Source organism: Amaricoccus sp. B4 (genome assembly GCF_043226085.1).
In the GTDB taxonomy this organism is placed as follows: domain Bacteria; phylum Pseudomonadota; class Alphaproteobacteria; order Rhodobacterales; family Rhodobacteraceae; genus Amaricoccus.
Window position 1 is genome coordinate 862,353 of record NZ_CP171225.1, and the last position, 11,872, is coordinate 874,224.

Genomic DNA, 11,872 nt, shown 5'->3' on the forward strand with positions numbered 1-11,872 from the left:
CACACAAGCCTCTACATGATGCAGTATTCCGGTCGTGTGGCACGCTAGCCCCCGCTCTGCACAAATTTATGACAGACGGCAGAACAGCTGCCGCACCGTGATGCTTTCAAGGACAGGGATATCTTGCCCCGCGCTCATCCATCAGCGCGGCGCACCCGGTTCCGCAAGCGATCCTGCGCCCACACCGAAAACAGGTTCCATCGGCCGGCAGCGTGTCGCCACCTGCGCTTGACCGGAGACCTTGGTGGCTTCAGCCTTCGATCCCGAGCTTTGCCCGGATGAACTGAAGGGCGAGCCCAAGCCCGTCGGGCGCGATCCCGTGCTGCATCCCCTTGGACACATGGGCATAGGTCTCGACGCCAACGGTCACCAGCGTATCCGCGGCTTCCTTGAGGCTTGCGAACGGCACCACCGGGTCCGCATCGCCATGCACAAGAAGCACCGGCGGCTTGCTGGCGATCTCGCCGGCCAGCGTCTCGGGTCGCAGCAGCCGCCCGGAAAACCCGACGATCCCGCCAAGCGGCGCCTTGCGGCGCAGCCCGACCTGAAGCGACATCATCGTTCCCTGGCTGAAGCCGAAAAGCACCGTCCGCTCCGGCGGCATGCCAGAGGCCTCAACCTCGTCGAGAAATGCGTCAAGCAGCCGAAACGAGGTCTCCGCAGAGCCCAGCGCCTGCGCTTCGGACGAGCCGTCCATCCACGGGATCGGAAACCACTGATACCCCATCGGATTGCCGACGCAGCGCTCCGGCGCGTTTGGCGCCATGAAGCGTGTGTTCGGCAGATGCGGCGCAAGCGGATCGGCGAGTCCCACCAGATCGTTACCATCGGCACCGTAGCCATGGAGAAAGATCACGAGGCTGTCGGCCTCGCCGGACACGGCAGGCCGCTCGGGCCCGGTCAACTTTGTCATCGGGTCGCTGTCTCTTCTGTTCGATTTGGGTGTGTATTGCGGCGCCCGACTCTCGGAAATGCCTCGGTCGGTGTCAATGTCCTGCACGTCGAAGCTTCAGCGCACGCCGTCGCGCTGGTTCAGGATGCGGTAGTATTCCCACAGCAGGCGCGCGGCCACGGAGCGCCAGGGCGACCAGGCAGAGGCCATGTCGCGCAGCGCCCTTTCGGTCGGCCTTGCGGGCAGGTCGAAGAGCTTCTGCGTTGCATCTCGGAGCGCAAGGTCCCCGGGTGCGAAGACGTCGGCCCGTCCGAGCGCGAGCATCGCGTAGATCTCCGCGGTCCAGATCCCGATACCCTTCACCTGCACGAGTCTGGCGACGACCTCCGCGTCCGGGAGCGTCCGCAGCGCCATGAAATCCATGCCGCTCCCGGCAATGGCGCGCGTGTAGGCGATCTTCTGGCGCGACAGCCCGCAGGCGCGCAGGTCTTCGTCGCTGCAGGCTGCGATCCGCGCGGCCTCGACCGGCCCAAGCGCCTCGACCCGCGCCCAGATTGCCCGCGCCGCGGCAGTGGAGACCTGCTGGCTGACGATGGCCGAGAGAAGCGGCGCAAACCCGTCCGGGCGCCGTCGCAGCGGCAAGGGCCCCATCTGCTCGAGCGCCCACGCGAAGCGCGGCTCGACACGGGCAAGATGCGCCGCACCTTCCGCGACATCCTCCGCCGTCTCGATGATGCGCCCGACCATGCCCTGCTCCTCCGCCTCTCGCTGATACGCACGAGCTTGCTGTCCCCGCTAGAGCCCCTGCGACGCGCAGGCAACGCAGGCATTGCGTGCAGCATTCCGCTGGCTCACGCTGATCCGCTCCAGATCGCGCTGGACCGAGCGGACGATCAAGTCGCAACGCGAAACCTCGTAGGTGTCCACGTCGGCATTGAGCCGGCTCCAGATCTCGAGCTTGTGCAAGGCACCACAGACGGTCTTCACCGGGATCTCCGCGACCTTTTCGGCAATCCGGTCCTCCAGATCGAACAGCATCTCCATCTCGCGGCCGCGCTGCTCCTCCGCGTCCCGGTCCGTCTCGCAGTCGCCCGCGGCCTCTTCGAGCAAATACCAGATCACGCCAAGAAATGCCGCGAGCTTCTCCACATCCTCCGGCAAGGCGCGCGGGCCCTGCAGCAGAACGCGGAGGAATCCGCCGTCCAGCCTGTCGACCATGTTCTTGTTCTCCCACTGTCCGTTGCTTTTCGCTGCTTCAGCCCCGAGCTGACGCGCTTCTCTTGCTTCCCGGCACATGGGACGTGGTATCGCATACTAACATTGTCAATGACATTGTCATTGACAATGTCATCTTATTTCCACAAACATATGACATGTCCAGTTACAGACCCGCCGGAGCCCGGCACTCACCGAAATCGAACCAGCGCGAGGCAACGAAGCGCAAGCTTCTCGAGGCCGCGCGCGATCTCTTCGCGATGCAAGGCTTTGAAGAGACAAGCGTGACGCAGATCGCGGCGCAGGCCGGCGTCTCGCACTCGCTGATCAACGCCTATTTCGACGGCAAGGCGGGCCTGCTCTATGCCGTGATGCACGAATTCCACCAGAGCCAGATCGACCGTCTCGCCGGGCCGCTGGCCCTGGAAGGCGACACCCGAGAGAAGATCAGACAGATCATAGGCCCCTGGGTCGAGCATGAGCTATCCGACCGCCCGCTCCTTGCCGTGCTCCAGGCCTATGCCTGGCAATGGCCACCGGAAACCGAACAGCAGAACCGTGAACAGCTCCGCGCCGCCTTCATGCCACTCCGCGAAACCCTCGAAGACGGCATCGCGTCCGGCGAACTGCGTGCGGATCTCGACATATCCGGCACGCTCTACGTGGTCCTCGCGATCTTCACCCAGGCGCTGCGCTTCAGCCTTCACGACAATGACCCGCCCGAAACCTGCCTCGAAACGGTCATGACCCGCATTGACATCGTTCTGGATGGAGCCCGCGCGCAAGCCTGACGAGACCGCCGCGCCACCCCGCCGGGCAAACATTCAGGAATTCACAGGAGCGCTTGGAAAATCCATCGGCGGGCGCTAGAAGCCAGCCCATGAGCAGCGCCGATACCCCCCTCTCGTCCGAGATGACAGATGGCGACGCAAGGGCCCGCCGCAACGTGCGCGTCCTTGTCGCGGCCCAGGTCATTCTGGGCAGCCAGATGCCCATCACCTTCATCCTCGGCGGCCTCGCCGGCCAGTTGCTCAGCCCCAACAAGTGCTGGGCAACGCTGCCGATTTCGCTCATCGTTTTCGGCTCCATGCTCTCGGCCCCGGCGCTCTCGCATCTCATGCAGGTCCGCGGCCGCGCGGCGGGCTTCTACGCCGGCGTCACCGGTGGCGCGATCGGCTCGGCGCTGTGCGCCTGGGCGCTCTGGAGCAATTCCTTCGCGCTCTTTCTGCTTGGCTCTTTCCTGACCGGAAGCTACATGTCGGCCCAGGGCTTCTACCGCTTCGCAGCCACCGATGGCGCAAGCGCCGAATTCCGTCCCAAAGCGATCTCGTGGGTGATGGCCGCAGGCCTCGCCTCGGCAATCCTCGGGCCTCAGCTCGTCAAACTCACCGAAGGCGCGCTGGCCCCGGTTCCCTTCGCCGGCGCCTATGTCGCGGCCGTCGTGCTCAACATCCTCGGCGCGACGGTCTTCGTCTTCCTCGACGCCCCGAAGCCCCCGGCGCCGCAGCCCGGCAGCCCCCGCGCCCGCAGCCACTGGGATCTGATCCGCACGCCCCGCATCGCGGTGGCGATGATCTGCGGCATGGTCTCCTACGCGCTCATGAACCTCGTGATGACCTCGACGCCGCTCGCCATCGTCGGCTGCGGCTTCGGCACGACCGATGCGGCCAACGTGGTCAGCGCCCATGTCCTGGCGATGTTCGCGCCCTCCTTCATCACCGGCCATCTCATCACCCGCTTCGGTGTGGAACGCATCCTTGCCCTGGGCCTCGTGATCCTCGCGGGAGCCGGCGCCGTCGGGCTTGCGGGCGTCGATCTCGGCCATTTCTTCGCCACCCTCATCCTGCTCGGGATCGGCTGGAACTTCGGCTTCATCGGCGCAACCACGATGCTCACCTCCGCCTATCGCCCCGAAGAGCGCGGGCGGGTGCAGGGCATGAACGATTTTGCCGTCTTCGGCATGGTGGGCCTCGCCTCGCTCGCCTCGGGGGGCCTGATGAACTGTTCGGGGGGAAGCGCTGTCGAAGGCTGGCAGGCGGTCAACCTCGCGATGATCCCGATGCTCGCGATGGCCGGTGGCGCACTGATCTGGCTCACCCTGCTGAGCTGCGACGACAGGCCCTGATCCCGGCTCTCACCACCGCCCGGTGAAGGCCACCCAGGCAAGCCGGGCCCGCCGCTCGAATTCCGAGAGCTCCATGCCGCCGATCCCGAAGCCTGCCTTGCTCTTCAGCCCCTGCCGCAACCGCGCCGCGGCCAGCGCGCCGGGCAACAGGGCGGGCAGCACACCTCCCGGCACCTTGCGCCGCGCCCGCCGTGCCTGCGCAATCCGCCCAAGCGCCGTCCGGGCCAGCTCCGCCGGCTCCGCTCCGGGCGGCAGTGGTTCATGCCCGCGCTGGGCATATTCCGGCAACGCCCTCAGGAAGGCCGCCGTTCCCGCGCCGCAGGCATACTCGCGCACCACCGAAAGCGCGGCATCCGGCGCTCCGAGACTGCGCGCCGCCAGCACGGTCATGTGCCCCGCCGTCCGGTTCACATGCCGCTCGAACGCTGCCACATCGGCGAAACGCGCGACCTCCGCATCGAAGAGCCGTGCCTCGATCGTCTCCAGGAAAAGCGCCTTGGGCAAATCCGCACGCCGGATTACCTCGGCAAGCGGCTCGACCACCTCATGCCGGCGCGGCGCCGCACCGGCATAGATCTCTTCGATGGCATCGGTCCACCAGCGCAGCCGGATCTCGGCCAGCAGCGGCTCTGACGCCACCCAGGGCGCCCGCGCGATCTCGATATTGAAGGCATGGAGCGCCATCAACCCGGCACGAGCCTCCGGCGCGGCCAGCGAGGCCGCGCGCCAGCGATCCGCATCGGTGCGGGCCACCAGCGCCGCGCAGGCCTCGACGCTCACGCGACCCCCGCCACCTCGGCCTGGTCGCGCACCAGCTTCCAGAGGATCGCGTCGTGGATGGCCTGAAAGCTCGCATCGACGATATTGGCCGAGACACCGACGGTCGACCAGCGCCGCCCCTGCCCGTCCTCGCTGTCGATCAGCACGCGCGTCACCGCCTCGATCCCGCCGGAGGTGATCCGCACCTTGAAGTCCGCCAGCCGCATGTCGTCGATGAAGGCCTGATAGGGTCCGAGATCCTTCACCAGGGCGCGGTAGAGCGCGTTGACCGGCCCCTGATCGGCGTGGGTCACCGGGTCCTGACTTTCGGAAACGCTCATCACGCGCTCGTCGCCGAAGCGCGCCACCACCACCGCCTCGGAGACGGTCACCATCTCGCCCTTCGCGTTCATGCGCCGCTCCACCGTCACCCGGAAGCGCTCGACATCAAAGAAGCGCGGCATGAGCCCGAGCGCGCGGCGGGCCAGAAGCTCGAAGCTCGCCGATGCGCTGTCATAGGCAAACCCGCGGTCTTCCCGGACCTTCACCTCGCGAAGAATGTCGGCAAGCCGCGGATCGCCCGCCTCGAGCGCCATGCCGGCCTCCGCCAGCCGGTTGCGCAGGTTCGAGAGCCCCGCCTGGTTCGACATCGGAATGAGCCGCGCATTCCCGACCAGCTCCGGCTGCACATGCTCGTAGGTCGAGGGATCCTTGAGGATCGCGCTGGCATGCAGCCCCGCCTTGTGGGCGAAGGCCGAAGAACCGACATAGGGCGCGCTGCGATCGGGCACGAGGTTCAGCATGGTGTCGAGCATCCGGCTGACCCGCGTGAGCGAGGCAAGCCCTGCTCTGCTGACCCCGATCTCGAACCGGCTTGCCCAGGGCTCCTTGAGGAGCAGCGTCGGGATCAGGCTCACGAGATTGGCGTTGCCACAGCGCTCGCCGAGCCCGTTGAGCGTGCCCTGGATCTGCCGCGCCCCGGCCTCGACGGCCGCGAGACTGTTGGCAACCGCATGCTCGGTGTCATTGTGGGTATGGATGCCCAGGTGATCGCCCGGAATCCCCGCGGCAATGACCGCCTCGGTGATCGCCTTCACCTCCGCGGGCAGTGTGCCACCATTGGTATCACACAGAACCACCCACCGTGCGCCCGCCTCGAACGCCGCCCGCAGGCAGTCGACCGCATACCCCGGATTGGCCTTGTATCCGTCGAAGAAATGCTCGGCGTCGAACTGTGCCTCGCGGCGCAGGGAAACCAGATGCGCGATGGAATCCCTGATGTTTACGAGGTTTTCTTCAAGCTCGATGCCAAGGGCCGTATGCACATGGAAATCATGGGTCTTGCCCACGAGACAGACCGAGCCCGTGCCCGCATTCACCACACCTGCCAGCACATCGTCATTCGCCGCCGAGCGCCCGGCCCGCTTCGTCATGCCAAACGCGGTAAGGCGCGCGGTCCGAAGCAGCGGAGGGTTGGCGAAAAAGGCACTGTCGGTCGGATTGGCCCCGGGCCAGCCGCCCTCGATATAGTCGATCCCGAGCGTATCCAGCGCCTTGGCGATGGCGATCTTGTCCTCGGCGGAGAAATCCACTCCCTGCGTCTGCTGCCCGTCGCGCAACGTCGTGTCGTAGAGATAGAGGCGTTCGCGGGTCATCTCAGAGCCTCCAGTTTCGCGGCATCAAACTCGGGCGCAAGCTCCCATGTCGCGCCCTGCGCCGTATCCTTGACCACGACACCCGCCGCAGCGAACCCGTCGCGCAGCGCGTCGGCGCGGGCGAAATCCTTCGCCTTCCGCGCCGCGCTGCGCTCGGAAATCAGCGTCTCGATCAGCGCACTGACCGCGCCACCGGCATCCGGGGCCTCGGCCCAGCCGCCGAGCGCGTCGGTCAGGAGCCCCAGCAAGGCCGCCGAGGCCTTGAGCCCCCCGGCATCGCCTGCGCCCGCGAGCCGGTGAAGCTCCGCGATCGCCGCCGGCGTGTTGAGGTCCTCCCCGAGCGCCTCAACCACCGCCGACGCCACGTCCTGCGAAGGCTCGGCCGCTGCGGTGAGCCCGCGCCACTTCCGGAGCGTCCGCGTCGCTTCCTCGACCTTCGCCTCGGTCCAGTCGATCGGCGCGCGGTAATGGGTCGAGAGCAGCACGAAGCGGATCACCTCGCCCGGCACGCCCTTCTGCAACAGGTCATGCACCGTGAAGAAGTTGCCGAGCGATTTCGACATCTTCTCGCCCTCGACCTGCAGGAAGCCATTGTGCATCCAGACATTGGCGAAGCTGCCTTCGGGATGCGCGCAGCAGCTTTGCGCCAGCTCGTTCTCATGATGGGGAAAGGCGAGGTCGATCCCGCCGCCATGAATGTCGAAGGAGGCCCCCAGCAGGTCATGCGCCATCGCCGAGCACTCGATATGCCATCCCGGCCGCCCGCGCCCCCAGGGGCTTTCCCAGCCGGGCAAATCGGCGTCCGAGGGCTTCCAGAGCACGAAATCCATCGGATCGCGCTTGTAGGGCGCCACCTCGACGCGCGCCCCCGCCCGCATCTCGTCGAGCGAGCGCCGCGCAAGCCTGCCATACTCGGGATAGCTCGAGACCGAGAAGAGCACATGCCCCTCGGCCACATAGGCATGCCCCCGCGCGATCAGCACCTCGCACATCGCGATCATCTGGCCGATATATTCCGTCGCGCGCGGCTCGAAGGTCGGCCGCAGCGCGCCGAGCGCGTCCATGTCCGCGTGATACCAGCCGATGGTCTCGTCGGTGATCTCGCGAATGCCCCGCCCGTCGCGCTGGGCGCGGGCGTTGATCTTGTCGTCCACGTCGGTGAAATTGCGCACATAGGTCACATGTGCGTCGCCATAGACATGCCGAAGCAGCCGGAAGAGCGTGTCGAAGACCACGACGGGGCGCGCATTGCCGATATGCGCCCGATCATAGACCGTCGGACCGCACACATACATCCGCACATTGCCCGGATCGATCGGCCGGAAGGGTGCCTTGCGCCGGGTCCGTGTATTGTAGAGCGTGATCTCGGTCATTGCGCCTCGCATGCACTGGCTCTGCCGGTTTCAGGCGCGGCGGGCTAGCACATGTCGCGGAGAATGGGAATGCAGAAGCGCGCCGCCGAACCTGTCAGCGGCAAATAATCTCGGGTGATCGGGTCATCTGCAGTTTCATGGCGCCTGAATGCCGCAGCATCGCGCCTGATACAAGGGCAAACGCGTCCCGCCTCCGCGGAACGCGTTTGTGCTCATTTGCGGCGCGCGGTGCGCCCGACCTCCGCCGCGGCCAGAAATGCCTGGGCGAGATCGTCGATGCCGACCGCCCGGCGCGGCGGCGGCAGCATGCTTCGGGTGAACGACGCCATCAGAACCCCGAAAAGCGCCACTGCGAGGAAGATCAGCCCCACGACGAGCGACGCCGCGGCCGAACCCCAGAGGGACGCGAACCAGGTCCAGAGGGACGCGCCGATAAAGCCGAGCCCTCCGAGCGCCATGACAAGCGCCAGAACCGACCAGAGCACGGAGCGAATGAGCCGGCGTGCGCGCAGGTCTGCGGAAAACAGGAGATGCTCACCCAGCATGCCGACCGCTTACTTGCGCGCCGTGAGGAAGCCGAAGATCATGCCCACGGCCGCGGCCGCAAGCAGCGCCACACCGGGTTTCTCGCGCACGGTATCGAGAGCCTGATGGCCGAGATCGTCGGCGCTCTGGCGCAGGTTCTGGATCTGGCCATGCGCTTCGCTGCGCACCGCGGCGATCCGGCGCTGACCTTCGTAGAGCGCCGCGTCGCGGCTCTGGAGGCCGAGCTCGCGCAATGTGCTCGCGATGTGAGCGAAGTCTTCCTTGAGCGCGGCGAGGTCGCGCGAAAGCTTTTCGGTATCGACAGCCTCGGCCGCCGCTTCCTTCTTCGTCACTGATTCATTTGCCATGTCGTGCCTCCGTGTTCCGTCGGGATTTAGCACTCAACGTCGGGATCGGGAACCGGTTCCACAAGGTTCGGGCCCAAAAGAAAATCGTTCCGCGTGCCACCGCCTGTCGGGATCGCAGCACTTTCTGCCATCGACCCTCGACGCAGGCGGCCCGCTGCGGGCGCGTCAGGCGACCCGGTGGAAGACCTGATCGCTCACGCGCCGCTGCAGATACGTCCGGTTGAGCGTATCGACATCGAAAAAGACCTCGACCTCGCTGGCGTCCCGCACGATCTCCGCGCCGGCCTTGCGGGCAAGGGTCAGGAAGGACCGGTTTTCCGCCATGGTGTAGGCAACGATCCGCTTCACACCGCGCTGCTGCAGCAAACGCGCCGATGTCTGGATCAGATAGGTCGCAACGCCGCGGCGCCGGAGCGACTTGTCGACGCTGATGCCGATCTCCGCCGCGAGCCCGTGGACGGAAAACTCCGCCAACGCCCGGATCGGCCCCGGCCGGTGAAACGGCCCCGACCAGAGCGGCCCGTCATGGGCGGCAAGCGCAAAGGAACTGCGTTCCAGAAGCTCCTCGGCATGACGCACCACATGGCCGTCATTGACGGAGGCACAGAAGCGCATGCGCCGGTCCTCGGCGTCCAGCGCGCGCAGATGCTCGATGATCTCCGGAACGTCACTCCGGAGCACTTCCCGCAACCCGAGCCCGGCATGACCTGCGCACGGAATAGGGACCGGGTAACCCACGAAACTGATATTTGGCAGCCCGAATGCCATTGTTGTTTCCTTTCGCCTACCTGCCCCGACACTGCACTTACATTTTGTTAACAACTTGTGCATGTGCGCCGAGGATTCCGCGATTGCGAAGCACCTTCCACTCAGCTCCGAGCCTCACGATGCCGGGTCGGTTGAGGCTGATATTGCGCTCCGAATTTATTTTGCAATGCATCACAATTGTTGCATCTGCGAACTAGTGGCGGTCGGGCAACATTCACGCACTTGCGAAGCATCGTGATTTGCCAAGTAGTTGTCGATTTTTCCTTTGGAATCAAATCAACGCCCGCGAATGCGCGGATCAAGAGCATCGCGCAGTCCGTCGCCGATGAAATTTATGCTCAGAACCGTTAACGAGATCGCCAGCCCGGGCCAGATCACCCGCGCCGGGTTCAGCATCATGAAATTGGCCCCGTCAAACAGCAACCGCCCCCAGGTCGGAAAATCCGAAGGAAAGCCAAGGCCGAGGAAGCTCAGCGCCGACTCGGTGATGATCGCGTTCGCCACCCCGAGCGTCGCCGAAACCATGATCGGCGAGAGGATGTTCGGCAGGACGTGGCGCAGGATGATCCGGTGCGACGGCGTACCGATCGAGCGCGCCGCCAGCACGAATTCCTGCTCCTTGAGGGTGAGCACATCGCCCCGCACGATCCGCGCCGTCTGCATCCAGCTCGTGATCCCGATGATGAAGACGATAAGCAGGAAGATCCCCGTCTCCGGCCCGAAGAGACCGCGCAACGTGTCGCGAAACAGCATGATGATCACGAGCAGCAGCGGCAGGAGCGGCAGGGCGAGGAAAAGGTCGGTCAGCCGCATCAGCACCCCGTCGAGCCTGCGGAAAAAGCCCGCGAGCACCCCCACCAGCGTCCCGAGCAGCAGCGAGAGCAGCATGGCCGTCACCCCCACCGAGAGCGAGACGCGCCCGCCCTGCAACACCTGGGCAAAGATGTCCCGGCCGATATTGTCCGTCCCCATCGGATGCGCGAGCGAGGGCTGGGCATTGCGCGCCCGAATGTCGATATGCTGCGGATCCACCCCATGCAGCCAGGGGCCGATGAGGATCGCGAGCACGATGATGCCCAGGATGATCACCCCGGCCACTGCGCCCCGGTGATGCCGGAACTGGTACCAGACATCGCTCCAGAGCGTGCGCTCGGGCGCCGCGGCCCCCGTGATCTCAGTCATAGCGGATCCGCGGATCGAGAATGCCATAGAGCAGATCGGCGATCAGGTTGAAGAGGACGATCAGGATCGCGAAGATGAAGGTGAGCGTCTGCACCAGCGGGATGTCGGTGCCCTGGATACCTGAAATCAGCAGCTGCCCGAGGCCGTTTACCCGGAAGATCTGCTCCGTGATGATGGCGCCGCCAAAGATCTGCGGCACCCCGATCGCGATCACCGTCACCACCGGAATGAGACTGTTGCGCAGCACATGGACGAGCAGGACCTTGCTCTCGCCCATGCCCTTGGCCCGCGCCGTGCGCACATAGTCCTGATTGAGGTTGTCGAGCATCGAGGCGCGCATGAAGCGGCTGATCTGCCCGGCATTGTAGAGCGCCAGCACCATGACCGGCATCGCCATCTGCTTCACCTGCAACCAGAAGCTCGCGAGATCCGTCACCTTGAGGTTCGTGTCATAGATCATCGGCAGCCAGCCGAGATGCACCGAGAAGATCATGATGAAGACGAGCCCGGTGAAGAAGGTCGGAACGGAGTATCCCACCATCGCAAAGAACGTGCCGAACTGGTCGAACCAGGAATACTGCTTCCAGGCCGAAAGCACCCCGATCGGCACCGCGATGAGAATGCCGAGAAGATAGGAAAGCCCCACCACCCAGAGCGTCTGCGGCAACCGCTCGGCGATGAGATCGACCACCGGCGAGCGCGTCTGCCAGCTGATGACCCGCATCCGCCCGCCATCGCCAATCGTCCAGCCGGTCATCTGCTCCAGCACGTTCAGCGGCTCGTTGATGCTGAACTGGTGCAGCCACTTCAGATAGCGCACCATGAACGGCTCGCCGAGGCCGAAGCTCTGGCGGATCTGCTCGCGCACCTCCGGCGGGATCGTCAGCGGCAGGTTGGAGGTCGGATCGCCCGGCGAGAGATCGAGCAGGGCGAAGATCAGGAAACTGATGACGAGCAGCGTCGGAATGGCGAAGAACAGGCGCCGGAGCGTGTAGGTCAGCATGAGACCG

13 protein-coding genes are annotated in these 11,872 nt (G+C 65.5%); 2 read left to right on the forward strand and 11 right to left on the reverse strand.

The features are described from left to right. Positions 1 to 250: 250 nt before the first annotated feature. The 3 genes from ACF66B_RS04120 to ACF66B_RS04130 all read right to left on the reverse strand — a co-directional run bounded on the left by ACF66B_RS04120 (position 251) and on the right by ACF66B_RS04130 (position 2,110). Positions 251 to 913: a prolyl oligopeptidase family serine peptidase gene (locus ACF66B_RS04120; RefSeq protein ID WP_111430425.1), complete on the reverse strand. Its 663-nt coding sequence runs from the start codon at positions 911 to 913 to the stop codon at positions 251 to 253. A gap of 96 nt (positions 914 to 1,009) precedes the next feature. Continuing rightward, the gene (locus ACF66B_RS04125; RefSeq protein ID WP_111430424.1) at positions 1,010 to 1,639 is read right to left on the reverse strand and encodes a DNA-3-methyladenine glycosylase; all 630 of its coding nucleotides are present in this window, start codon (positions 1,637 to 1,639) and stop codon (positions 1,010 to 1,012) included. Positions 1,640 to 1,687: 48 nt separating this feature from the next. Further along, positions 1,688 to 2,110 carry a hypothetical protein gene (locus ACF66B_RS04130; RefSeq protein ID WP_162683309.1) on the reverse strand — a complete coding sequence of 141 codons (423 nt, stop codon included), beginning with the start codon at positions 2,108 to 2,110 and terminating at the stop codon, positions 1,688 to 1,690. Positions 2,111 to 2,265: 155 nt separating this feature from the next. Here ACF66B_RS04130 and ACF66B_RS04135 point away from each other — a divergent pair, with 155 nt between their 5' ends. After that, complete coding sequence (locus ACF66B_RS04135; protein ID WP_162683308.1) at positions 2,266 to 2,898, forward strand: TetR/AcrR family transcriptional regulator; 633 nt, start codon at positions 2,266 to 2,268, stop codon at positions 2,896 to 2,898. Between the two features lie 89 nt (positions 2,899 to 2,987). Beyond that, on the forward strand, positions 2,988 to 4,232 hold the full coding sequence (locus ACF66B_RS04140; RefSeq protein ID WP_392664104.1) for an MFS transporter: 1,245 nt from the start codon (positions 2,988 to 2,990) through the stop codon (positions 4,230 to 4,232). 9 nt (positions 4,233 to 4,241) lie between these two features. Here ACF66B_RS04140 and ACF66B_RS04145 read toward each other — a convergent pair whose 3' ends face one another. From ACF66B_RS04145 to ACF66B_RS04180, 8 genes are all read right to left on the reverse strand, one after another. Then, the gene (locus ACF66B_RS04145) at positions 4,242 to 5,012 is read right to left on the reverse strand and encodes a squalene/phytoene synthase family protein (protein WP_111430421.1); all 771 of its coding nucleotides are present in this window, start codon (positions 5,010 to 5,012) and stop codon (positions 4,242 to 4,244) included. Continuing rightward, positions 5,009 to 6,646 (reverse strand): citramalate synthase, encoded by a 1,638-nt coding sequence (gene cimA / locus ACF66B_RS04150; protein WP_111430420.1) that lies wholly within the window; start codon positions 6,644 to 6,646, stop codon positions 5,009 to 5,011. Before cimA ends, ACF66B_RS04145 begins: the two co-directional genes overlap by 4 nt. Then, positions 6,643 to 8,019, reverse strand: a complete 1,377-nt coding sequence (gene cysS / locus ACF66B_RS04155) for a cysteine--tRNA ligase (protein ID WP_111430419.1) — start codon at positions 8,017 to 8,019, stop codon at positions 6,643 to 6,645. The genes cimA and cysS overlap by 4 nt, the downstream gene beginning before the upstream one ends. 212 nt (positions 8,020 to 8,231) lie before the next feature. Then, on the reverse strand, positions 8,232 to 8,564 hold the full coding sequence (locus tag ACF66B_RS04160) for a phage holin family protein (RefSeq protein WP_111430418.1): 333 nt from the start codon (positions 8,562 to 8,564) through the stop codon (positions 8,232 to 8,234). 9 nt (positions 8,565 to 8,573) lie between these two features. Next, positions 8,574 to 8,912: a hypothetical protein gene (locus ACF66B_RS04165; protein WP_111430417.1), complete on the reverse strand. Its 339-nt coding sequence runs from the start codon at positions 8,910 to 8,912 to the stop codon at positions 8,574 to 8,576. A gap of 165 nt (positions 8,913 to 9,077) precedes the next feature. Then, the gene (locus ACF66B_RS04170; protein ID WP_162683307.1) at positions 9,078 to 9,680 is read right to left on the reverse strand and encodes a GNAT family N-acetyltransferase; all 603 of its coding nucleotides are present in this window, start codon (positions 9,678 to 9,680) and stop codon (positions 9,078 to 9,080) included. A 276-nt stretch (positions 9,681 to 9,956) separates the two neighbouring features. After that, the gene (locus ACF66B_RS04175) at positions 9,957 to 10,862 is read right to left on the reverse strand and encodes an ABC transporter permease (protein WP_111430415.1); all 906 of its coding nucleotides are present in this window, start codon (positions 10,860 to 10,862) and stop codon (positions 9,957 to 9,959) included. After that, positions 10,855 to 11,865, reverse strand: coding sequence for an ABC transporter permease (locus ACF66B_RS04180; protein WP_111430414.1), 1,011 nt, complete (start codon positions 11,863 to 11,865; stop codon positions 10,855 to 10,857). The genes ACF66B_RS04175 and ACF66B_RS04180 overlap by 8 nt, the downstream gene beginning before the upstream one ends. Positions 11,866 to 11,872: the final 7 nt, after the last annotated feature.

Bases quoted from the DNA above. Each gene is read 5' to 3' on its own strand.
- ACF66B_RS04170 (WP_162683307.1), bottom strand. From the start codon at position 9,680: ATGGCATTCGGGCTGCCAAATATCAGTTTCGTGGGTTACCCGGTCCCT.
- ACF66B_RS04130 (WP_162683309.1), bottom strand. From the start codon at position 2,110: ATGGTCGACAGGCTGGACGGCGGATTCCTCCGCGTTCTGCTGCAGGGC.
- cysS (WP_111430419.1), bottom strand. From the start codon at position 8,019: ATGACCGAGATCACGCTCTACAATACACGGACCCGGCGCAAGGCACCC.
- ACF66B_RS04175 (WP_111430415.1), bottom strand. From the start codon at position 10,862: ATGACTGAGATCACGGGGGCCGCGGCGCCCGAGCGCACGCTCTGGAGC.
- ACF66B_RS04125 (WP_111430424.1), bottom strand. From the start codon at position 1,639: ATGGTCGGGCGCATCATCGAGACGGCGGAGGATGTCGCGGAAGGTGCG.
- ACF66B_RS04120 (WP_111430425.1), bottom strand. From the start codon at position 913: ATGACAAAGTTGACCGGGCCCGAGCGGCCTGCCGTGTCCGGCGAGGCC.
- ACF66B_RS04160 (WP_111430418.1), bottom strand. From the start codon at position 8,564: ATGCTGGGTGAGCATCTCCTGTTTTCCGCAGACCTGCGCGCACGCCGG.
- ACF66B_RS04140 (WP_392664104.1), top strand. From the start codon at position 2,988: ATGAGCAGCGCCGATACCCCCCTCTCGTCCGAGATGACAGATGGCGAC.
- ACF66B_RS04165 (WP_111430417.1), bottom strand. From the start codon at position 8,912: ATGGCAAATGAATCAGTGACGAAGAAGGAAGCGGCGGCCGAGGCTGTC.
- cimA (WP_111430420.1), bottom strand. From the start codon at position 6,646: ATGACCCGCGAACGCCTCTATCTCTACGACACGACGTTGCGCGACGGG.
- ACF66B_RS04180 (WP_111430414.1), bottom strand. From the start codon at position 11,865: ATGCTGACCTACACGCTCCGGCGCCTGTTCTTCGCCATTCCGACGCTG.
- ACF66B_RS04135 (WP_162683308.1), top strand. From the start codon at position 2,266: ATGTCCAGTTACAGACCCGCCGGAGCCCGGCACTCACCGAAATCGAAC.